This is a genomic window from Streptomyces sp. NPDC058464 (genome assembly GCF_042721035.1).
GTDB lineage: Bacteria > Actinomycetota > Actinomycetes > Streptomycetales > Streptomycetaceae > Streptomyces.
This window is the reverse complement of record NZ_JBHXMA010000001.1, coordinates 187,631-207,674: the sequence shown is the minus strand read 5'-3', so window position 1 is coordinate 207,674 and position 20,044 is coordinate 187,631. Positions and strand designations below refer to the sequence as shown.

At 71.3% G+C, this 20,044-nt stretch carries 21 protein-coding genes; 14 read left to right on the top strand and 7 right to left on the bottom strand.

What is annotated here, in order from left to right:
- Positions 1-42 precede the first annotated feature (42 nt).
- The gene (gene glpK / locus ACFWPQ_RS00955) at positions 43-1,563 is read left to right on the top strand and encodes a glycerol kinase GlpK (protein WP_384028561.1); all 1,521 of its coding nucleotides are present in this window, start codon (positions 43-45) and stop codon (positions 1,561-1,563) included.
- Between the two features lie 79 nt (positions 1,564-1,642).
- On the opposite strand, the gene ACFWPQ_RS00950 is transcribed toward glpK, so the two are convergent.
- Both ACFWPQ_RS00950 and ACFWPQ_RS00945 read right to left on the bottom strand, forming a co-directional pair.
- The gene (locus ACFWPQ_RS00950; RefSeq protein WP_384028559.1) at positions 1,643-2,359 is read right to left on the bottom strand and encodes an NADPH-dependent F420 reductase; all 717 of its coding nucleotides are present in this window, start codon (positions 2,357-2,359) and stop codon (positions 1,643-1,645) included.
- A gap of 19 nt (positions 2,360-2,378) precedes the next feature.
- Entirely contained in the window at positions 2,379-3,458 is a 1,080-nt protein-coding gene (locus ACFWPQ_RS00945; protein ID WP_384028557.1) for an LLM class flavin-dependent oxidoreductase, read from the bottom strand.
- A gap of 81 nt (positions 3,459-3,539) precedes the next feature.
- On the opposite strand from ACFWPQ_RS00945, the gene ACFWPQ_RS00940 reads away from it, so the two are divergent.
- Positions 3,540-4,010 carry a MarR family winged helix-turn-helix transcriptional regulator gene (locus ACFWPQ_RS00940; RefSeq protein WP_384028555.1) on the top strand — a complete coding sequence of 157 codons (471 nt, stop codon included), beginning with the start codon at positions 3,540-3,542 and terminating at the stop codon, positions 4,008-4,010.
- 100 nt (positions 4,011-4,110) lie between these two features.
- On the opposite strand, the gene ACFWPQ_RS00935 is transcribed toward ACFWPQ_RS00940, so the two are convergent.
- Positions 4,111-5,022: a LysR family transcriptional regulator gene (locus ACFWPQ_RS00935; protein WP_384028553.1), complete on the bottom strand. Its 912-nt coding sequence runs from the start codon at positions 5,020-5,022 to the stop codon at positions 4,111-4,113.
- A 137-nt stretch (positions 5,023-5,159) separates the two neighbouring features.
- On the opposite strand from ACFWPQ_RS00935, the gene ACFWPQ_RS00930 reads away from it, so the two are divergent.
- From ACFWPQ_RS00930 to ACFWPQ_RS00895, 8 genes are all read left to right on the top strand, one after another.
- Positions 5,160-5,243: a putative leader peptide gene (locus ACFWPQ_RS00930; RefSeq protein ID WP_350966533.1), complete on the top strand. Its 84-nt coding sequence runs from the start codon at positions 5,160-5,162 to the stop codon at positions 5,241-5,243.
- Between the two features lie 150 nt (positions 5,244-5,393).
- Positions 5,394-6,515, top strand: coding sequence for a dimethylsulfone monooxygenase SfnG (gene sfnG / locus ACFWPQ_RS00925; RefSeq protein ID WP_384028552.1), 1,122 nt, complete (start codon positions 5,394-5,396; stop codon positions 6,513-6,515).
- 56 nt (positions 6,516-6,571) lie between these two features.
- Positions 6,572-7,129: an NADPH-dependent FMN reductase gene (ssuE, locus tag ACFWPQ_RS00920; protein ID WP_384028550.1), complete on the top strand. Its 558-nt coding sequence runs from the start codon at positions 6,572-6,574 to the stop codon at positions 7,127-7,129.
- 4 nt (positions 7,130-7,133) lie between these two features.
- Positions 7,134-8,318: an SfnB family sulfur acquisition oxidoreductase gene (locus ACFWPQ_RS00915; RefSeq protein ID WP_384028548.1), complete on the top strand. Its 1,185-nt coding sequence runs from the start codon at positions 7,134-7,136 to the stop codon at positions 8,316-8,318.
- 63 nt (positions 8,319-8,381) lie between these two features.
- A complete protein-coding gene (locus tag ACFWPQ_RS00910) occupies positions 8,382-9,524 on the top strand; it encodes an LLM class flavin-dependent oxidoreductase (RefSeq protein ID WP_384029315.1) in 1,143 nt (380 codons plus the stop codon).
- Between the two features lie 231 nt (positions 9,525-9,755).
- Complete coding sequence (locus ACFWPQ_RS00905; protein WP_384028546.1) at positions 9,756-10,379, top strand: DUF6230 family protein; 624 nt, start codon at positions 9,756-9,758, stop codon at positions 10,377-10,379.
- 87 nt (positions 10,380-10,466) lie between these two features.
- Positions 10,467-10,997 carry a DUF6114 domain-containing protein gene (locus ACFWPQ_RS00900; protein ID WP_384028544.1) on the top strand — a complete coding sequence of 177 codons (531 nt, stop codon included), beginning with the start codon at positions 10,467-10,469 and terminating at the stop codon, positions 10,995-10,997.
- Positions 10,987-11,607, top strand: coding sequence for a hypothetical protein (locus ACFWPQ_RS00895; protein WP_384028542.1), 621 nt, complete (start codon positions 10,987-10,989; stop codon positions 11,605-11,607). Before ACFWPQ_RS00900 ends, ACFWPQ_RS00895 begins: the two co-directional genes overlap by 11 nt.
- Before the next feature lie 18 nt (positions 11,608-11,625).
- Here ACFWPQ_RS00895 and ACFWPQ_RS00890 read toward each other — a convergent pair whose 3' ends face one another.
- Positions 11,626-12,096 carry a MarR family winged helix-turn-helix transcriptional regulator gene (locus tag ACFWPQ_RS00890; RefSeq protein WP_384028540.1) on the bottom strand — a complete coding sequence of 157 codons (471 nt, stop codon included), beginning with the start codon at positions 12,094-12,096 and terminating at the stop codon, positions 11,626-11,628.
- Positions 12,097-12,296: 200 nt separating this feature from the next.
- Between ACFWPQ_RS00890 and ACFWPQ_RS00885 the strand changes: the two genes are divergently transcribed.
- The gene (locus tag ACFWPQ_RS00885; protein ID WP_384028538.1) at positions 12,297-12,923 is read left to right on the top strand and encodes an isochorismatase family protein; all 627 of its coding nucleotides are present in this window, start codon (positions 12,297-12,299) and stop codon (positions 12,921-12,923) included.
- A 64-nt stretch (positions 12,924-12,987) separates the two neighbouring features.
- On the opposite strand, the gene ACFWPQ_RS00880 is transcribed toward ACFWPQ_RS00885, so the two are convergent.
- Both ACFWPQ_RS00880 and ACFWPQ_RS00875 read right to left on the bottom strand, forming a co-directional pair.
- Positions 12,988-13,881 (bottom strand): 3-hydroxyacyl-CoA dehydrogenase, encoded by an 894-nt coding sequence (locus ACFWPQ_RS00880; protein ID WP_384028536.1) that lies wholly within the window; start codon positions 13,879-13,881, stop codon positions 12,988-12,990.
- Positions 13,881-14,873 carry a 3-hydroxyacyl-CoA dehydrogenase NAD-binding domain-containing protein gene (locus tag ACFWPQ_RS00875; RefSeq protein ID WP_384028534.1) on the bottom strand — a complete coding sequence of 331 codons (993 nt, stop codon included), beginning with the start codon at positions 14,871-14,873 and terminating at the stop codon, positions 13,881-13,883. The genes ACFWPQ_RS00880 and ACFWPQ_RS00875 overlap by 1 nt, the downstream gene beginning before the upstream one ends.
- Before the next feature lie 447 nt (positions 14,874-15,320).
- Here ACFWPQ_RS00875 and ACFWPQ_RS00870 point away from each other — a divergent pair, with 447 nt between their 5' ends.
- The 3 genes from ACFWPQ_RS00870 to ACFWPQ_RS00860 all read left to right on the top strand — a co-directional run bounded on the left by ACFWPQ_RS00870 (position 15,321) and on the right by ACFWPQ_RS00860 (position 18,695).
- Entirely contained in the window at positions 15,321-16,598 is a 1,278-nt protein-coding gene (locus ACFWPQ_RS00870; protein WP_384028532.1) for an acyl-CoA dehydrogenase family protein, read from the top strand.
- A gap of 31 nt (positions 16,599-16,629) precedes the next feature.
- Positions 16,630-17,847, top strand: coding sequence for a CaiB/BaiF CoA transferase family protein (locus ACFWPQ_RS00865; protein WP_384028530.1), 1,218 nt, complete (start codon positions 16,630-16,632; stop codon positions 17,845-17,847).
- Between the two features lie 68 nt (positions 17,848-17,915).
- Positions 17,916-18,695 (top strand): crotonase/enoyl-CoA hydratase family protein, encoded by a 780-nt coding sequence (locus ACFWPQ_RS00860; RefSeq protein WP_384028528.1) that lies wholly within the window; start codon positions 17,916-17,918, stop codon positions 18,693-18,695.
- A 62-nt stretch (positions 18,696-18,757) separates the two neighbouring features.
- Here ACFWPQ_RS00860 and ACFWPQ_RS00855 read toward each other — a convergent pair whose 3' ends face one another.
- Positions 18,758-20,020, bottom strand: a complete 1,263-nt coding sequence (locus ACFWPQ_RS00855; RefSeq protein WP_384028526.1) for a PucR family transcriptional regulator — start codon at positions 20,018-20,020, stop codon at positions 18,758-18,760.
- Between the last annotated feature and the right edge of the window lie 24 nt (positions 20,021-20,044).

Sequence of the window (20,044 nt, the reverse complement as noted above, 5' to 3'; positions counted from 1 at the left end):
TCCCGCGCTCACTCCGCGACCCATCGGAAGGCGGACCCGATCATGGTGGAACGGTATGTGATGTCCATCGATCAGGGCACCAATTCCACACGATGCATCCTGTTCGACCGGGGCGGTCGGCTGGTGTCCGTCGCGCAGCGCGAGCACCAGCAGCACTTCCCCAGGCCCGGCTGGGTCGAGCACGACGCCGTCGAGATATGGCAGAACCTGCGACGGGTGGTGTCCGAGGCCCTGTCCGGAGCCGGCATGGCCGTCGACGTGGCGCAGGTCGCCGCCATCGGCCTGGCCAACCAGCGGGAGACGACGGTGCTCTGGGACCGCCGTACCGGCAGCCCGCTGGGCCGGGCGCTCGTCTGGCAGGACACGCGTACGGCGTCGCTGGTCGAGGAGCTGAGGGAACGGCCCGGAGAGGAGTTCTTCCTCGACCGGTGCGGGCTGCCGCCCTCCACCTATTTCTCGGCGCTGCGGCTCCGCTGGCTGTTCGACCACGTCAAGGGCCTGGAACAGCGAGCGAAGGACGGCGAGGTGCTGTTCGGCACGATGGAGAGCTGGCTGATCTGGAACCTCACCGGGGGAGCCGACGGCGGTCTGCACATGACCGACGCCACCAACGCCAGCCGCACGATGCTGATGAACATCCGCACCCTCACCTGGGACGAGGAACTCCTGGCGTTCTTCGGCGTCCCCCGGCCGATGCTGCCCGAGATCCGGTCCAACGCGGAGACGTACGGAGACGCCCGTTCGCTGCTGCCCGGCGTGCCCATCACCGCCGCACTCGGCGACCAGCAGGCGGCGCTCTTCGGCCAGACCTGCTTCTCCCCGGGCGAGGCCAAGTGCACCTACGGCACGGGCAGCTTTCTGCTGCTCAACACCGGCAACGACGTCATCCGGTCCCGGCACGGACTGCTCACCACGGTCGCCTACAAGATCGGGGACCGGGCACCCGTCTACGCCCTGGAGGGGTCGATAGCCGTCACCGGCGCACTGGTCCAGTGGTTCCGCGACCGGCTGGGACTGATCAACAGCGCGCCGGAGATCGAGACACTCGCGCGGACCGTCGACGACAACGGCGGCTGCTACATCGTCCCCGCCTTCTCCGGCCTGTTCGCCCCCCGCTGGCGCAGCGACGCACGCGGCGTCATCGTCGGCCTCACCTCCTACATCACCAGCGGGCACCTGGCCCGGGCCGTCCTGGAGGCCACGGGCTGGCAGACACGTGAGGTCGTCGACGCCATGAACGCCGACTCCTCGGTGCCGCTGAAGGAGCTGAAGGTGGACGGCGGCATGACGGCGGACAACCTCCTCATGCAGTTCGTCGCCGATGTCCTCGACGTGCCCGTCGTCCGGCCCATGGTCTCCGAGACGGTCTCCCTGGGGGCGGGGTACGCCGCCGGGCTCGCCGCAGGGTACTGGCCCGACCTCGAGGTCCTGCGCCGCAACTGGCACCCGGCCGCCCGATGGCTGCCGGCGATGGACCCCGGCCACCGGGAGGCGGAGTACGACAACTGGCAACGGGCCGTCGAACGGTCGCTGGGCTGGATAAGACGGCCCGGCTCTCCCTGAGCACCGGCCGGGGTGGGGCGAGGCGGACGAACGTTGCCCGCACCGCACGATCGGGACGGCCGGTGCCCGGTACGTGTGTTCAGGCGGCGGGTTCGGCCGGTGCCGTGGCGGCCGCCCGGGCGGCGATGACGGCGCGTCCGCGGTCGGATTCCGGGAAACGGTCCAGCATGGCCCGCAGTTCCCCGGCGTCGACGTTCGCGCCGAACGGCTCGGTGCCCGGCTCCAGCCGGACCCCTTCGGCGAGCGGGCCGGCCACGACGGGGTCGAAGCCGAGCGCGTCGACGAGGTCTGCCACCGCGGCGAGGCCGTCCGGATCGTCGCCGGCGATCGCGATCGCCCTGCGCCCCGGCGTCCCCGCGGGCCGCGCCCCGTCCTCCAGGTCGTGGTAGCCCATGTGGTTGAACGCCTTGATCACCCGAGCTCCGGGCAGGTACGCCTGCACGGTCTGGCTGGAGGAGGTCAGCGGGTCGGTAAGGTCCTCGCGGTCGCCGTCCACCTCCCACCAGTAGTTCATCGCGTCGACGACGAGCCTGCCCCGCAGCGCCTCGGCGGGAATGCCCCGGTACTTGCCGAGCGGCAGCGCCAGGACGACCACGTCCGCATCCGCCGCGGCCTGCGCGGCGGCGACCGGGACGGCGCCGGGGGTGAGCACCTCGACGGTGAGGGCGATCCCGGCGGGATCGCCGGATCCGGCGATGAGCACGCGGTAGCCGGCGGCCACCGCGAGCCGTGCCAGCACGGTGCCGACCTTCCCCGCCCCCAGGATGCCGACGGTGCGTACGCCGGTGGTCTCCATGCCTTCTCCGTTCACGGCGTCAGCCCGCGAGGAGGTCGCGGACCATCGGGACCACCTTGCTGCCGTAGAGCTCTACGGCGCGCAGGCGGGCGCTGATCGGCTGGGCCCCACTGGTGTAGATGAGGTCGAACCGGCCGACGCCGAGCGCCTCGATGGCGCGGGCCATCTTGCGGGCCACCGTCTCGGGAGAGCCGATGTAGAGGGAGCCGTGCTCGATCTCGGCCCGGTACTCCTCCTTGCGGACCGGCGGCCAGCCCCGCAGCGCGCCGATGCGGTCACGGATGACCCGGTAGTGCGGCCAGTGCAGTTCGCGGGCCTCCTCGTCGGTGTCGGCGATGAAGCCCGGCGAGTGCATCCCGACCGGGTGCGCAGTCGTGCCGAACTGGTCGGCGGCGCGCCGGTAGAGGTCGATGTACGGCGCGAAGCGCTCCGGGTTGCCGCCGATGATGGCGATCATGAGCGGGAAGCCGTAGCGGGCGGTGCGGATGACCGACTGGGGTGTGCCGCCGACGCCGACCCAGGTGGTCAGGTGTCCCGACTCGGTCTTCGGGAAGACGTCGGCGGCTTCGAGAGGTGCCCGCTTGGTGCCGCTCCAGGTGACGGGCTTCTCCTCCAGCAGCTTGGCGAACAGCTCGATCTTCTCTTCGAACAGCACGTCGTAGTCGCTCAGGTCGTACCCGAAGAGCGGGAACGACTCGGTGAAGGAGCCGCGTCCGAGGATGACCTCGGCCCGGCCGTTCGAGAGCGCGTCCACGGTGGCGAAGCGCTGGAAGACGCGGACCGGGTCGTCGGAGCTCAGGACGGTCACGCCGGAGGCCAGCCGGATCCGCCGGGTGCGCGTGGCGATACCGGCGAGGACGGTCTCCGGGGTCGAGATCGCGAACTCCGCGCGGTGGTGCTCACCGAGGGCGATGACGTCGACGCCGGTCTCCTCCGCGAGCACGGCCTCGTCGAGGACCTGCCGGATGGCCCGCGCGTCGGACACCGGGGCTCCCGAGTCGTCCTGCGGCACGTCGCCGAAGGTGTCGAGGCCGAAGACGAGGTCGGGTACGGGGTCGGGTACGGGGTCGGGTGCGGAATCGGACGCGGGGGCGGACATGACGGGACTCCTTCGAGTAGTTGACGTGTCAATCATCGCTCGCATATGATTGACGTGTCAACAAGAGGGAGTGGCTCCACGATGACGGCGCGACGGAAGGAATTCCCCACCGCTGAGGAACTGCGGATCTGGCGGGACTTCATCGAGACGACGGAGGCGCTCCGAGCCGAGCTCGCGTCGCGAATGCAGCACGAGAGCTCCCTGTCGCCGGGCGACTACGCCGTGCTCCTCGCCCTGCGCGAGGCGGACGGACGGCGGCTGCGCTCCTCCGAACTGGCGGCCCGCGTCGGCTGGGAGCGCAGCAGGCTCTCGCACCAGATCGGCCGGATGGAACGGCGCGGGCTGCTCCGGCGCGAGGAGTGCGCCACCGACAGCCGGGGTGCCGAGGTGGTACTCACCGCGGAGGGCGCGGAGGCGTTCCGGAACGCGTCCCTGCCTCATCTGCGCGCCGTACGGGAGCTGTTCGTGACAGCCCTCACTCCGGACCAGCTCGCCGCGGCGGAAGGGATCAGCGCGGCGCTGCGGAACCACTTGACCGGGCTCGACAGCTGAGGGTCGGGTAGCGCTCCGAAGGGGCGCGGGGAACTGCGCGACCAGCCGCGACGGCGCCGCGGTCGCCAGACGGCATGTCGTGGCACTTCCAGCGGAGCGCTCAGCCGGCGGCCACGCACAGTTCGGCCGCCCGCCGCACGAACGCCTCGTACAGGTCCTGCGCGGCCCGCGGCACCGAATCGGCCCGTCGGCGCTGGAGCATCAGCACCACCTCGGTGGCGTCCCCGGCCAGCGGCCGGCACACGATCGTCCCGCCGCGCTCCAGCGGGTCCCCGACCACGCTGAAGTCCGGCAGCACCGTCGCGCCCAGCCCCTCCGCGACCATCAGCTTGCCCATCTCGGCACCGTCCGTCGAGTACGGGAAGACGGGGGTGCGGTCCGCCAGCAGCCGGTGCACAAAGCGGTGCATCACATAGCCGGTGCGCATGGCGATCAACGGCACCGTGAGCAGATCGTCGGCCGACACCTCGGCCTGCCCGGCGAGCGGACTGTCCGGCCGTACGCACACCACCGGCCGCCCGCGCAGCAGTTCGGTGGCCTCGAAACCGGCGGGCACGTCGTCGCCGTCCAGATGGTTCACCAGCCCCAGGTCGAAACCGCCCTCGGCGAGCCCCCGGTGGATCTCCGTCTGCTGCGCGCCCACCACCTCGACCTGGGTGACCGGATGCGTGGCCCGGAACTCCCGCAGCACCGGGATGAGCAGCGGCACGGTCGCCGCGTTGACCGTGCCGACGCGCACCATGCGGCTGATCCGGTACTGCTCGCCCGCCGCGACCCGCAGCCGGTCCACCGCCTCCAGCACCTGGACGATGTGCGGCAGCAACTCCTGCCCCGCCGCGCTCATCGTCGCGCCGGTGCGCTTGCGCTCCAGCAGGTCGACGCCCAGCTCCCGCTCCAGGTTCCGCACGGTCTCGCTCAACGCGGGCTGCGACAGGCGCAGTTCGTCGGCCGCCCGGCGCAGCGAGCCGAGCCGGGTCACGGCCGCTATGTATTCCAGCTGTTCGGTCCGCACCCCGGCAGAATGCGCCGCCATTCGGGGCGCGTTCAAGGGTTTCCCTGTCACACGTTCGTGAAATCCAATGGTCCGCGATACGAGAACGGTCGGGTTTTCCTTGACGCCCGTCGGCGCCGACTGCGACCATCGACGGCATGAAGATGCGACTGGACCTCACGCGGCGACGCCACGTCGACCTCGCGCGCGTCTCCAGCGCCTCCTGTTGCACCGCGGCCTGATCACCCCGCATCACCCGCCAAGATCCGCCGCGCTCTCCTCTTCTCCTTCTCTTTCTTCCTTTTCCCGCCCGAATTCACCGTGCCCGCGCGTGCACCGCACCGACCCCCCTGAATTCCGGCGTGCCCGAAAACTCGCAACAGGAGTTCCGCATGCCCGCCGCGCCCGTGAAATTCGCCTACTGGGTCCCCAACGTCAGCGGAGGACTCGTCACCAGCAGGATCGAGCAACGCACCGACTGGGGATACGACTACAACCGCGAACTCGCCGTCCTCGCCGAGAACAACGGCTTCGAGTACGCGCTCAGCCAGGTCCGCTACATGGCCAACTACGGCGCCGAGTACCAACACGAGTCGACCAGCTTCAGCCTCGCCCTGCTGCTCGCCACCGAGCGCCTGAAGGTCATCGCCGCCGTCCACCCCGGCCTGTGGCACCCCGGTGTCCTCGCCAAACTCGGCGCCACCGCCGACCACCTCTCGGACGGCCGGTTCGCCGTGAACGTCGTCTCCGGCTGGTTCAAGGGGGAGTTCACCGCGCTCGGCGAGCCCTGGCTGGAGCACGACGAGCGGTACCGCCGCGCCGAGGAGTTCATCCGGGCACTGCGCCAGATCTGGACCGAGGACCACACCGAACTCGCCGGTGACTTCTACCGGTTGCGGGACTTCTCCCTCAAGCCCAAGCCGCTCAACACCCCCGAGCGCCCGCACCCGGAGATCTTCCAGGGCGGCAACTCCACCGCCGCCCGCGCCATGGCGGGCCGCGTCTCCGACTGGTACTTCTCCAACGGCAAGGACTTCGACGGCGTCGTCGAGCAGATCGCCGACGTCCGCAAGTCCGCCGCCGAAGTGGGGCGTACGGCACCGAAGTTCGGCCTCAACGGCTTCCTCATCGCCCGCGACACCGAGGCCGAGGCCCGCGACACCCTCCGCGAGATCATCGCCAAGGCCGACAGCGAGGCAGTCGAGGGCTTCGGCGCCGCCGTCAGGCAGGCCGGGCAGTCCACCGCCGACGGCAAGGGCATGTGGCAGGACTCCACCTTCGAGGACCTCGTCCAGTACAACGACGGCTTCCGTACCGGGCTCATCGGCACCCCGGAGCAGGTCGCCGAACGGATCGTCGCCTACCGGAAGCTCGGCGTCGACCTCCTCCTGCTCGGCTTCCTGCACTACCACGAGGAGGTCGAGTACTTCGGCAGGCGCGTACTGCCCCTGGTCCGCGAGCTGGAGGCCCAGCTCCCCGACAGCGAGCCCGAGCCCGCCCGGGCCCACGCCTGACCCTCCCCCGGACGAGGCGTTCCGCGCCGTCCCGGCCACCAGAAAGAGGCAGCTCCATGGCCACCGTCCTCTCCGTCTCCGGCAGTCCCTCCGCCTCCTCCCGCACCGGCCGCCTGCTGCGCCACCTGGACCAGCGGCTGACCGCCCAGGGCCACGAGGTCGTCCCGCTCGACGTCCGCACCATCCCGGCCGAGGCCCTGCTCGGCGCGGACTTCCGGCACCCGGCGATCGTCGAGGCGACCGAGCTGTTCGCCCGCGCCGACGGGGTCGTGGTCGGCACCCCGGTCTACAAGGCGTCGTACTCCGGCGTCCTCAAGGCCCTCCTCGACCTGCTCCCGCAGTACGCGCTCACCGGCAAGACCGTGCTGCCGCTGGCCACCGGCGGCTCCGTCGCCCACGTCCTCGCCATCGACTACGCGCTGCGCCCGGTCCTCAACTCCATGGGCGCCGCCCACATCGTCCAGGGCTGGTTCACCCTCGACAAGGACATCACCGTGGGGGAGGACGGCATCCTGGTCCTGGCGCCGGCCGCCGCCGAGGCCCTCGTCCCGGTCGTCGACCGGTTCTCGGCCGCGCTCCTCGGCCGCACGCCCGTCCTCGCCGCGGCCGGCTGAGCCGATGACCGCCCACGTCATCGCCGACGACGCCGAGGCCCTCGCGGTGGCGCGGGACCTGGCCGACGCGTTCCGGGCCGGGGCCGCCGAACGGGACGCCGAACGCAGGCTGCCCCGCGCCGAGCTGGACCAGCTGTCGGCCTCGGGGCTGCTGGGTGTCACCGTGCCCGCCGAGCACGGCGGTGCGGGCGTCGCCGCCCTGACCCTCGCGGAGATCTTCCGGCTCCTCGGCTCGGCCGACGGCAGCCTCGCCCAGATCCCGCAGAGCCACTTCGTGTACATCAACGTGATCCGCCGTCAGGGAACCCCGGAACAGCGGAAGTTCTTCTTCGCCGAACTGCTCGCCGGCAGCCGCTTCGGCAACGCACAGTCCGAGGCGGGGACGAAACACGTCCAGGACATCCGCACCCGCCTGGCACGCCAGGACGACGGCAGTCATCTGCTGACGGGGGTCAAGCACTACTCCACCGGCGCCCTCTTCGCCGACTGGATCCCCGTCCTGGCCCGCGCCGAGGACGGCAACCTGCACGTGGCGTACGTCCCCCGGGACGCGCCCGGCCTCACCGTCGTCGACGACTGGGACGGCATGGGTCAGCGTACGACCGCCAGCGGGACCGTCCGGCTGGACGGTGTCCGCGTGCCCGCCGACCGCGTACTGCCGCACCACCTGACCTTTCAGGGACCCCAACTGCACGGCGCAGTGGCCCAGTTGCTGCATGCCGCCATAGACGTGGGGATCGCCGGCGGCGCGCTGGCCGAGGCCGCGGAGTTCGTGCGGACCAGGAGCCGGCCGTGGTTCGAGAGCGGGGTGGAGTCCGCCGCCGAGGACCCGTTGCTGATCCAGCGGTTCGGTGAACTCGCCGTCCAGGTAAGGGCGTCCGAGGCCCTGCTGCGGGAGGCCGGCCGTGCGGTCGACGCGTCCGGCGCCGACCTCACCGACGCGTCGGCCGCCGAGGCGTCCGTCGCCGTGGCCGCCGCGAAGGTGCAGGCGGCCGAGACGGCCGTGACCGTCGCCGGGGCGCTCTTCGAGCTGTCCGGCACCCGCTCGGCGCTCAACTCGCTGAATCTGCACCGGCACTGGCGCGACGCCCGGACCCACACCCTGCACGACCCGACCCGCTGGAAGATCCAGCACATCGGCCGGTACGTCCTCAACGGCATCCTGCCGCCCCGCCACGGCCTGCTCTAGCCACCCTGCCCCGCGCCTCGCGCCCCCCAACACACACGGACACTCGTGATCGGAGAACGCCTCGTGTCCCTCACCTTCCACTGGTTCCTGCCCACCAACGGGGACAGCCGGCATGTCGTCGGCGGCGGCCACGGCACCCCGGCGACGGCCTCCGGACGGGACCGGCCGCCGACGGTCGCCTATCTGAGCCAGATCGCCAGGGCCGCCGAGGACCTCGGCTTCGTGGGGGTGCTCACCCCGACCGGCGCCTGGTGCGAGGACGCGTGGCTGACCACCGCGATGGTCAGCCAGCACACCGAGCGGCTGAAGTTCCTGGTCGCCTTCCGGCCGGGGTTCGTCTCGCCGACGCTCGCCGCGCAGATGGCCTCCACCTTCCAGCGGCAGACCGGCGGACGGCTGCTGCTCAACGTGGTGACCGGCGGCGAGAGCCACGAGCAGCGGGCCTACGGGGACTTCCTCGACAAGGACGCGCGGTACCGCCGTACCGGTGAGTTCCTGGAGGTCGTACGGGGGCTGTGGGAGGGCCGGACGGTCGATCTGGACGGGGAGCACCTCCGGGTCGAGGACGCCAGGCTGGCCCGGCTGCCGGAGCCGGTGCCCGAGGTGTACTTCGGCGGGTCCTCCCCGGTCGCGGGCGAGGTCGCGGCCCGGTACGTGGACGTCTACCTGACCTGGGGCGAGCCGCCCGCCCAGGTCGCCGAGAAGATCGCCTGGATCAGGGGGCTCGCGGCCGAGCAGGGGCGCACCCTGCGGTTCGGGATCCGACTGCACGTCATCACCCGGGACACGTCCGAGCAGGCGTGGGCCGAGGCCGGCCGGCTGCTGGACGGGTTCGACCCGGAGACCGTGCGGTCGGTGCAGTCGGGGCTCGCCCGCAGCGAGTCCGAGGGGCAGCAGCGGATGCTGGCCCTGCACGGCGGCCGGCGGGACGCGCTGGAGATCCACCCCAACCTGTGGGCGGGCATCGGGCTGGTGCGCGGCGGCGCCGGGACCGCCCTGGTCGGCTCGCACGCCGAGGTCGCCGAGCGGATCAGGGAGTACGCGGCGCTGGGCATCGAGGAGTTCGTGCTGTCCGGATACCCGCATCTGGAGGAGGCGTACTGGTTCGGGGAAGGGGTGCTGCCCCGGCTCGCCGCGGAGGGCGTGTGGCGCCACCCCGCCGGGAAGGACGCGGCGCCGTCGGCGCAGGTGCCGTTCGCGTCCTGAGGAGGGCGGCCCGGCGGCAGCCACCCGTCAGGGTGCCGCCAGGGCGGATGCGACGGCCGTAGCGCGGGCCTCGTCGCCCGAAGAGAGCAGCAGAAGTTGCGTCACTCGTCCGCCGGGCCTGGCGTGCGGTCGGTTCCCGCAGCCGGGAGCCTAGGATCCATCACCGGACAAACGGGGCATCCGCTGCCTTGTCGGCATGGTCGGGTCCACCTCACGACCGAAGGAGACGGGATGTCGCACCGCGCCGGAAGAACCCGTTGGAGACGCTTCGCGGTCGTTCTGGTGCCGGGTGTCGCGGCCTGTGCGACCGTGGGCATCGCCATGGCGCAGGGCGTGCTCGCCGCCTCCTTCTTCATCTCCGGGCAGAAGTTCCAGGTCGCCGCCGACAAACTGACCGCCCGCGGGTTCAGCCTCTACGGCATGGTCGACGTGACGAGGCAACACCAGCTCGTGCCCGTCGTGGTCTCCGGTTTCCGGCACGCCACGGTCGACGGGCTGTGCCAGTCCGTCGTCGTCGACGTCCCGGTCCTCGGCACACAGACGCTGCGGCTCACCGGCGGTGACGATCGGCCGGCCGAGGCCTCGAACCTGTTCATCGACGCGACGAGCGAGTCGGTCGGTGAGGCGAACTTCGGCGGCCTCGACATCGGCGTCGCCCAGGGGGCCGTCACCAAGGGCCCGATCAGGTCCGGGGACCGGAACTCGCGCTTCTTCGACCCCGACGGCGTCGCCCAGCAGTCGGTGACGACCACCCTGGACGACGTGCGGGTGACCGCGGTCGCGGTCTCGGCCGGCACCTTCAACATCCCCGGCCTGCGACTGCGGGTCGAACACGGCAACCACGCATGCTTCTGACCCGGACGGCCACGGTGCACGGGGGCCGCACGCCCGGGCGCACCGCCTCCTCGCGGGACCGCAACCCCACTCATCAGGACAGGACGCGTGATCACCAACCCCTTCGGCCGAGGACGTGAACTGCTCGCCAGGGCACCGGAGTTCCGGCGTGAGTTCGGCACCTGGCGTGGCGAACGCCCCTTCTGGGCCGGGCTGTTCACCTTCGCCGCCGGTCTGCCCATCCTCTACTGGCCCTACGCGAACCTGAACCTGGGCGGGATTCCGCTCGCCCTGTCGACCACGTCCGGTGCCGGGTCGCTGGTGATCGGAGCCCTGCTCCTGGTGCTGGGCGTCACGCTCTGCTGTCGCCCCCATCTCCGTGTGTTCGCCGGGATCGCCACCCTCCTGCTCGCCGTCGTCTCCTTTCCCGTCGCGAACTTCGGCGGCCTGTTCCTCGGCGTGGCCTGCGGCCTGGTCGGCGGGTCCCTGGCCTGTGCCTGGCTGCCGCCCCCGGCCGACGACCAGACGGCCGCGCCCGGCGACCAGGCATCCGCGCCCGGCGACCGGACGGCCCCGGCGCCCACGGCTGCTGAGGCGGCTGCTGCGGCTTCGGCGGGAGAGGGGCGAAGTGGCTCCTGACCGTGTGACCCGGCCGCTGGCGGGCGCGCTGGCCGTGGTCGGCGTGGCCGTGCTCCTGCACCTCGACGTACCGCGGGTGACCGCCGGCGCGGCCGGCCCGCGGCTCGGCTCGTCGCCCCCGGTGCGCCCCGCGAAGGGCCCCTGTGTGCTCCGTGCCGACCGGCTCGTGCTCCGCGGCGCGAGATTCCGCGGGGTGGTCTCGGTGCGCACCGGGGCCGGGACCGTCCGGGCCCTGAAGTTCACCGTACGGTCGCTGGACGCCGTCAACCTCGATCTCACCGCGGGCCGGGGCCGTGCGGCGATGCGCCTGCGGGCCAGGCCGGCGACCACCTCCACGCTCAGGGCGCAGCGGGCCGGCGGGCTGGCGACCCTGTACGTCCGCAAGCTGACCGGCAGGGTCACGGGCCTCGGCGGCAGCCCGCTCCCGGCGGACCGCACCGTCTCCGTCACCCCCGACGCCGTACCCCGCTGGCTCGCGCACCCGGCCGCCCGCACCCGCACCATCACCCTCGCCGGGGCGACCGCATCCCAGATCACCCAGTTCGGTGGCCGGCTGTCCATCAAGGGCCCGCAGCTGCGGACGACGGCACGCGGTCCGCACCGCGCCTGACGCCGGGCCTGCGCGGCGTCAGGCGCGGTCGCCGGGTGTGTCGTGCGGGGACTCGGGCGGGAGTTCGGCCACGCTGCGCAGGGCCGCCTTGAAGGTGGCGTACTGCGCCTCGCCGAGTGCCCGCGCGTGGCGTTCCTCGATCGAGCGCATGACGGCTGCGGCCGCCGCCATCTGCAGCAGGCCGCGCTCGGTGGGGACGACCAGTTTGGCGCGGCGGTCCGCGGGGTCGGGCCTGCGTTCGACGTAGCCCAGGTGTTCCAGGTCGTCGACGAGGGAGCCGATGACCTGCTTGTGCTGGCCGGAGGCGCGGGCGAGCTCGCTGGCCCGGATGCCGTCGGCGCGCAGGTGGGCGAGGACGGCGCCGGTGCGGGGGGCGATGTCGTCGAAGCCCTGCTCGGCGAGCGCGGTGAACAGCTCGCGCTGGACCGACATGAGGATCCGGGCGGCGAGCACGCCGAGGTCCGGTTGCGTGGTCCGGTACCCGGTCAACGCCCGGCTCCTCTCGTCGGACGCCCAGCGCCGCGCTGGATCACCGGCGATTTTAGAGGCCCGACAGAGCCGGCCGGGGCGCACTTGCGGTGCGGATGACCCGGGTATAGCGTCGAATGCAAATGGTCACTGAAATTGACTATCAAGATTGGTGACCAAAAAGGCTTGGTGCGACACCGCCGATCCTGAAGGAGCGGAACATGAGCGAGCACAGCAAGTTCCTGGAGCCGATCACCCGGGACAACGCCGCTGTGGTGCTGGTCGACCACCAGGTGGGCCTGTTGTCCGGCGTGCGGGACATCACGGTCGGCGAGCTCAAGCACAACGTGGTGGCCATGGCGCGGGCGGCGGCGGTGCTGGGCATCCCTGTGATCGCCACCACCACCGCGGCCGACAGCATGTGGGGACCGACCACCCCCGAGCTGGTCGAGGCGCTGCCGGCCGGACAGAAGATCATCGACCGCAGCACGGTCAACGCCTGGCACGACGACCGCGTCCGCGAGGCCGTGGAGGCCACCGGCCGGCGGAAGCTGATCTTCGCCGGGGTGTCGCTGGAGGTGTGCGCGGCACTGCCCGCGATCGCGGCGACGGCCGCCGGGTACCACGCCCATGTGGCCGTGGACGCCTCCGGCACCTTCAGCCAGGCCAAGCGCGAGGCGGGCCTGCTGCGCATGCAGCAGGCAGGCGTCGTTCTCGGTGACTACGCCACCCTCCTGGTCGAGGCACTGGCCGACAACGCACTGCCCGAGGCCGCGGCCTTCTACGCCGCGCTCGACATGCCGTTCGCCGTCCTGGTCGGCCAGATCTCGGCGGCGCACCGGGCCTAGCCCGGAACGGATCGCCCGGCAGTGTGCTCGACGGACGCCGCGTCGAGGTCTCCGGACGCGGTTCTCACCCCTCGTGCAGGACGGCGTGGGCGATGCCCGTGAGGTTGCCCTGTGCGACGAGGATCTCGCGCCGGTCCGATCCGTCGAGTCCGGCCGCGTAGACGGTCCCGGCCAGGTCGGTCACGTACATGCGGTCACGTTCCGGGTCGAGGGCGATGCCGATGCCCTCCATGAGGTGGGTCACGAGGATCTCGGACGTCCAGCGGCCGTCCGGCGGGTCCAGCGAGGCCCGGTTGACGGTGTTGCCCCTCGGCGGGTCCCCGCGGTCCGTCCAGTACAACGCGCGTGCCTTGAGGTCGATTTCGAGGTCGATCGGTTCTGGCAGGCCCTCGAACAGCACCTCCACGTCGTCGCGCCGGTCCGGTGTCCGTCCGGCGGGCAGGGCGATGCCGGCGCGCAGGATCCTGCCGAGTCCCGCGTCGCTCGGACCCTTCTGGGACCAGTAGAGATGCCCGCCCACCGGATCGACGGCCACACCCACGCACCACCTGGTCTCGTCCCGGCGGTCGTCCTCGCCCTCGCCGGTCCGGACGAGGGTCTCGACGTTCGAGCCGTCCAGGTCGCAGCGCATCACGCGCATGCCCTCGCGGTCGCTCCAGTACAGCTTCCGGTCGGCCGCTTCGAGGTGGAGTTGCTTCGGGGTGTGGGTGGCGCCGTCGGGGACGATCGTCGTCCGGTTGCCGCCGTCCAGGTCCACGCGCTCGACGGAGCCGTCGTTCTCCGCCGGGACGCCCATGTTCGTCCAGTAGACGTACCCGGCGCCGGCGTCGACGGCGACACCGTCGGGGATCCGGCACCCGGTGACGAGGACCGTCTTGCCGGAGCCGTCGGGGAGCACGGAGAACAGGCGGCCGCCGCCGCTCGCCTCCAGCACGAACAGTGTGTCCCGGTCGCCCATCACGTTCCCTCCTTCGCGCCGGGCCCGGGCCGGGTCCCGGCCGCCGGTCCGGACAGGTCGTTCTGCGCGCGCACGGCGAGCAATGCCGCGAGCATGGCGTCACGGCGGGCGGACAACTCGTCGATCGAGTGGCCGTCCGCCTCCTTGAGGACACCGCTCACGATCGTGTCCCTGAGTTCGGGCGTGAAATCGGGGGTGCCCAGCTGCCCCCAGGACTCCGCCATGCGCGGCATGAGGGTGTCCATGAAGTGCTGGATGCCGCCCTCGCCGCCGCCGAGGTGCCACAGCAGGGACGGTCCCATGACGCCCCAGCGCAGCCCCGGCCCCCAGGACACCGCGTCGTCGGCGTCGGCCACGTCGAGCACACCCTCCTGGATCAGGTACACGACCTCGCGGTACAGCGCGACCTGGATGCGGTTGGCGACGTGCCCGGGGAGCTCCTTCTTCAGGTGGATCGGTCTCTTGCCGATCGCCGCGTAGAACGCCATGGCGTCCCGGACCGTGTCCGGCGCGGTCCTCGTGCCGCCGACGACCTCCACCAGGGGGACGACGTGCGGCGGGTTGAAGGGGTGGCCGATGACGGTCCGCTCCGGGTGCCGGCAGTCGGCCTGGATGGCGGTCATCGTGATGCCCGACGAACTCGACGCGATGATCGCATCCGGTGGTGTGGCGTCGTCGAGGTCGGCGAACAGTCTGACCTTGAGCTCCGGGCGTTCGGGCGCGTTCTCCTGGACGAAGTCGGCGTCCGCGACGGCCGCCCGCATGTCGGGGGTGAAACCGAGGCGGTCGGGCGAGGCGCCGGGCGCGAGCCCGATCGCGGCGGCCGCGTCCCAGGCGCCTGCCACGTACGACCTGAGGGCCGTTTCCGCGGTGGGCGCGGGGTCGGTCGCCGTGACGTCGAAGCCACGGACGAGGTAGTGCGTCGCCCAGCTGGCACCGATGGTGCCGGTCCCGACGATCGCCACGCGGTGGACGGGCCTGTGCGATGTCATGGCTGATCACTGCTCCTGATCGTGGGCACGGAGGGTGCGTGGAGGCGTCGTGCGGCGGCCACGGGACAACCCTCGGCCCGGGAGAGCACCGGCGCATCGGGCTGCGCGCCCAGGAACCGGGCGGGTTCTTGGTACCGCGGTACAGAGCCGCCCGGCGCCCCGCGGTCCGCCGCGCTGCCCGGGACTCCCGGACCGGCAACGCCGGTGCCGCTTCCGGTACTTGAGGGCCGGCAGCACGTGCCGGCGCCGGATCCGCCGTGCCGTGGGCTCACCCGGTTTGGTGCAGGAGCACCAAACCGGACGGCAACGTGGTGTTCCGCGCCCAGTGGCTGTGGCTCCGCCGCCTCCTAGCGTCGTTCGTACTGACCCCACCGGATTCCCCACCGGATTCCTCACCGGATTCCCCAGCGGATTCCTCATCGGAATCCCGATCGGAAGGAACGGCAGATGAAGGCGACACACGGCGCGGCAGCCGATCAGGGACACGCCCTCGCGAGCCCCGACGGGAACTCGTCCGGCGTGGAGCCGCCCGTACTGGGCGGACCGGAGTTCTCCGACTACTTCCTTCTGGACAACCTGCTCACCGACGAGCAGCGGGCCCTCAAGAAGAAGGTCCGCGAGTTCATGGACCAGGAGGTCATCCCGGTCATCAACCCGTACTGGGAGCGGGCCGAGTTCCCCTTCGAGCTGGTGCCCAAGCTGGCGCGGCTGAACATCGCGGGCTTCCAGATCTCCGGGTACGGCTGCCCGGGGATGAGCAACGTGACGGCCGGCCTGGTGATCCTCGAACTGGCCCGGGGCGACCTGAGCGTCTCGACGTTCACCGGGGTCCACTCCGCCCTCGCCATGACATCGATCGCGCTGCTCGGCTCCGAGGAGCAGAAGCAGCGCTTCCTGCCGCCGATGGCGCGGCTGGAGAAGCTCGGCGCCTTCGGCCTGACCGAGCCCACGCACGGCTCGGACGTGGTCAAACTGGAGACGACCGCGCACCGGGACGGCGACTCCTATGTCCTCAACGGTCACAAGAGGTGGATCGGCAACGCCTCCTTCGCCGACTACTCGATCATCTGGGCCCGCGGCGACGACGGGCACGTGGGCGGCTATGTCGTCGAGAAGGGGACACCCGGATTCGTCTCCGAGGTCATCAAGGGCAAGACGGCTCTGCGCTGTGTGCAGAACGCGCAGATCTCCCTCACCGACGTCCGGGTGCCGGCCGAGAACCGGCTGGCGAACGTCCACACCTTCCGCGACACCGAGAAGGTCCTGCTGGCCTCGCGGTTCTGCGTCGCCTGGGAGTCGATCGGCGCCGCGATCGCCGGCTACGAGACCGCTCTGGCCTATGCCAAGCAGCGCAAGCAGTTCGGGATGCCGCTGGCCGCCTTCCAGCTCATCCAGTACCGGCTCTCCCGGATGCTCGCCGACATCACCGACATGCTGTGCATGCAGTACCGGCTGAGCCAGCTGCTCGACGAGGGCGAGTACTCGATGCCCCGGGTCGCGCTGGCCAAGATGCACTACACCGAACGGGCCCGCGCCATCCTCGCCGACGCCCGCGACATGCTCGGCGGCAACGGGATCCTGCTCGACTACCACGTGGCCCGGCATCTGTGCGACATCGAGGCGATCGACACCTACGAGGGCACCGACATCGTGCAGGCGCTGATCGTCGGCCGTGACATCACCGGCTACAGCGCCTTCGTACCCGCGGCGCCGAGTCACCACTGAACCGGCGCCCCACCGAGGACAAGGAGTCGTCATGAGCAGCACGCCCCTCCTCGAGGGACTGCACGTAGTCGATCTCGCGAGTTTCATCGCCGGGCCCGCCGCGGCCACCATCCTCGGCGACTTCGGCGCGGACGTCGTCAAGGTGGAACCCCCGGGCGTGGGCGACGCCTACCGTTCGCTCAGCCGCATGCCGCCGAACCCCCGCGTCGAAGGGGTCAACTACCCCTGGCAGCTGGACAACCGCAACAAGCGCAGCATCGCGCTCAACCTGAAGGCGCCCGGCGCCCGGGCCGTGGTCGAACGGCTGGTGACCTGGGCGGACGTGCTGGTGACCAATTTCCCGCCGCACACCCGCGCCAAGCTGGGCCTGGACTACGACGACCTGACCCCGCTGAACCCCCGGCTGATCTACGCCGACGTCACCGGCTTCGGCGAGGAGGGTCCGGACGCGCACCTGCCCGGGTTCGACGTGACCGCGTTCTGGGCCCGCAGCGGCCTGATGGACGTCACCCGCCAGCACGACGCACCCCCGGCCATGAACGTGTTCGGGTCGGGCGACCACCCGACGGCGATCACCCTGTTCGCCGGGATCATGACCGCGCTGTACCGGCGGGAGAGGACCGGCGAGGGCGCCCGCGTCACCGCCTCGCTGATCGCCGAGGGCGCCTGGGCGGCCGGCATGTGGCTGCAGGCCGTCCTGGTCGGCGGGAAGGCCCCCCGCCCGGTCGACAGGACCGACCCGCCGAACGCCCTCGCCAACGCCTACCGCACCGCGGACGACCGCTGGCTGCTGCTGGCCTTCGCCAACGAGGACAAGCAGGTCCCCCTCTTCCTCCAGGCGATCGGACACCCCGAGGCCGCCGAGAACCCGCGCTACGCCGACTCGCAGAGCCGCCGTGCCCACGCCGGTGAGATCGCCGGCCTGCTGGACAAGACGTTCGCGGCCCGTCCGCTGGCCGAGTGGCGGCAGGTGCTCGACGCCGCGGGCCTCACCTACGGAGTCGCGCAGACGATCGAGGAGTTCGCGCACGACCCGCAGCTCGTGGCCAACGGGATCCTCGTACCGATCGAGGACGGCGGCAGTGACCGGTATCTGACCGTCGACAGCCCCGTACGGCTGGAGCAGGAGCCCAAGGTCCGGCCGCGTCCGGCCCCCGACCTGGGCGAACACACCGACTCCGTGCTCCGGGACATCGGCTTCGACGCCACCGGGATCGAGGAACTGCACAAGGCCGAGGCCGTCGCCTGAGGGCGTCGGGCGAAGGCCCGAGGCAAGAGCGCGGGGGACCGCCGCCAGGGAGAGAAGGGAACCACGTCATGACCACGGCCACCAACGCACCGACCGTACGCACCGAGGAGATCGACGGCATCTTCGTGATCACCATCGACCGGCCCCGGGCCCGCAACGCCATCGACGGGGCCACCGCACGGGCCCTCGCCGCAGCCCTCGACCAGCTGGAGTCCCGTGACGACCTCAGGGTCGGGATCCTCACCGGGGCCGGCGGCGTCTTCAGCGCGGGGATGGACCTCAAGGCCTTCGCGGCCGGCGACAAGCCCATCGTCGACGGACGGGGCTTCGCGGGGATCACCCGCGCCCGGATCAGGACCCCGCTGATCGCCGCCGTCGAGGGCTATGCGCTGGGCGGCGGCACCGAGATGGCGCTCGCCTGCGACATGATCGTGGCCGCGCGGAACGCCACCTTCGGCCAGACCGAGGTCCGCTACGGCATCGTGCCGCCCGAGGGCGGCATGGTGCGCCTGCCCGAGCGCATCCCGCACAACATCGCGCTCGAACTGCTCCTCACCGGCGGGACCCTGCCGGCCGAGCGCGCCGAGCGCTTCGGCCTGGTCAACGAGCTCACGGAACCGGGCCAGGCGCTGCAGCGGGCGCTGGAGCTGGCGAGCAGCATCGCGCTCAACGCACCCCTGGCCGTGGAGGCCGTGAAACGGGTCGTCACCGAGCGGCGGTCCTTCAGCGACGAGGACGCCTTCGCCGACCAGGACCTCATCGCCGACCCGGTACTGGCCTCCCAGGACGCCCAGGAGGGCGCCCACGCCTTCGCGGAACATCGCCGGCCGCACTGGGAAGGCCGCTGACCCCGGGACGCCGGCACGAGCGCCGAGACGTCTCGCGTCCCCCGTGATTCATTCGGCGTGATTCATTCGGCGTCCGTGCGCAGCAGCGTGGAGCCGAGGTACTGGACGGCGCGCAGCGCGATCTCCAGATCGGTGTGCTCCTTCTGGACCGGGTGCCCCATGATCTCCTCGGCCTTGCGGATGCGGTACTGCACGGTGTTCTTGTGCAGGATCTGGGCGCTCGCGGTGGCCGTGTAGCTGCAGCCGTTGTCCAGGAATATCTGCGCGGTCTCCCGAAGACGTGCGCTGTTCTCGTCGTCGAGGGCCAGCGGGCCGAGGACGTCCCACACCCAGGCGCGTATGTCCTCGATGTTCGTCGCCATCAGGGCGATGGGAGCCACGGTGGAGAACTGCGTGAACCGGGGGACCGGATCGGCCACGGCCGCGAGTTCCTGGACGCGCAGTGCCTGCCGGTGGGTGGCGCGGAAACCCTCGACGTCGTATCCGACGCCCCCGGCGCACATGTGGACGGAGGGATCGCTGTGCTCCAGCACGTTCGACATCTCGGGCCAGGGGACGTCGCTGTTCGGGCCCAGCGGCAGCCAGGCCCAGGACACGATGGCGTCCCGGGGGACGAACAGCGGCCGCCCGGGGCAGTCGAGCCGCTGGGCGATCTCGTCGGTGATCCGGTGCAGCCGGGAGAGTCCCTCGCCCCCGTCCTTCGGTGCGGGCAGCCATGCCACCAGCCCGAGGTGATGCTGCCGCAGCCGGTAACCGAGGGCCGGTTCGATCCGGTCGAGGTCGACGTCGCCCGCTGCGAGGACGTCGCGCACCCGGGCGGCGCGCGCCGCGGTCTGGCTGAGCAGCCAGTTGTCGCGTTCGTGCTGGTACTCCGCGATGACGTGCTCGGTGACCCGGTCGATGTAGCCGAAGCTCGTGTGCAGCATGCGCCGGTTGGTGGCGACGGCCAGGTCCTCGGATGCGTCCTGCCGGTTGAGCTCGTCCAGACACCACTGCAGAAAACGCCAGTGGCCGATCCGGTAGGCCCTGATCAGCCCGCTCAGGGGAATTCCGCGCTGGGCCAGCCTCCGGGCGTATTCGAGGGCGGCCGCGGGCCCCTCGACCTTTTCCAGGGGAATGTCGTTCTCGAAGACGTGCAGCAGCGTTCCGGCGTTTTCCGAGATGCTCGCCCGGAGGATTTTCACGATGGTCGCGTCGCCCCTGAGCTCCGGTATCTCGGCAAGAACGTAGTCCCCGATGTCGCGGCCGACCTCCGGAAGATGTGACCCTACGTTCTCCGCGACCACGGACAGTTGTTTCACGGCCTCTGGATGCTCCGCAGCCATGCCTCAAAGCTAACCGCAGAATGG

Coding starts and splice junctions, on each gene's coding strand:
- ACFWPQ_RS00875 (WP_384028534.1), bottom strand. CDS start 14,873: ATGACATCGCACAGGCCCGTCCACCGCGTGGCGATCGTCGGGACCGGC.
- ACFWPQ_RS00860 (WP_384028528.1), top strand. CDS start 17,916: ATGACCACGGCCACCAACGCACCGACCGTACGCACCGAGGAGATCGAC.
- glpK (WP_384028561.1), top strand. CDS start 43: ATGGTGGAACGGTATGTGATGTCCATCGATCAGGGCACCAATTCCACA.
- ACFWPQ_RS00950 (WP_384028559.1), bottom strand. CDS start 2,359: ATGGAGACCACCGGCGTACGCACCGTCGGCATCCTGGGGGCGGGGAAG.
- ACFWPQ_RS00885 (WP_384028538.1), top strand. CDS start 12,297: ATGAGCGAGCACAGCAAGTTCCTGGAGCCGATCACCCGGGACAACGCC.
- ACFWPQ_RS00945 (WP_384028557.1), bottom strand. CDS start 3,458: ATGTCCGCCCCCGCGTCCGATTCCGCACCCGACCCCGTACCCGACCCC.
- ACFWPQ_RS00865 (WP_384028530.1), top strand. CDS start 16,630: ATGAGCAGCACGCCCCTCCTCGAGGGACTGCACGTAGTCGATCTCGCG.
- ACFWPQ_RS00880 (WP_384028536.1), bottom strand. CDS start 13,881: ATGGGCGACCGGGACACACTGTTCGTGCTGGAGGCGAGCGGCGGCGGC.
- ssuE (WP_384028550.1), top strand. CDS start 6,572: ATGGCCACCGTCCTCTCCGTCTCCGGCAGTCCCTCCGCCTCCTCCCGC.
- ACFWPQ_RS00930 (WP_350966533.1), top strand. CDS start 5,160: ATGAAGATGCGACTGGACCTCACGCGGCGACGCCACGTCGACCTCGCG.
- ACFWPQ_RS00855 (WP_384028526.1), bottom strand. CDS start 20,020: ATGGCTGCGGAGCATCCAGAGGCCGTGAAACAACTGTCCGTGGTCGCG.
- ACFWPQ_RS00870 (WP_384028532.1), top strand. CDS start 15,321: ATGAAGGCGACACACGGCGCGGCAGCCGATCAGGGACACGCCCTCGCG.
- ACFWPQ_RS00905 (WP_384028546.1), top strand. CDS start 9,756: ATGTCGCACCGCGCCGGAAGAACCCGTTGGAGACGCTTCGCGGTCGTT.
- ACFWPQ_RS00915 (WP_384028548.1), top strand. CDS start 7,134: ATGACCGCCCACGTCATCGCCGACGACGCCGAGGCCCTCGCGGTGGCG.
- ACFWPQ_RS00940 (WP_384028555.1), top strand. CDS start 3,540: ATGACGGCGCGACGGAAGGAATTCCCCACCGCTGAGGAACTGCGGATC.
- sfnG (WP_384028552.1), top strand. CDS start 5,394: ATGCCCGCCGCGCCCGTGAAATTCGCCTACTGGGTCCCCAACGTCAGC.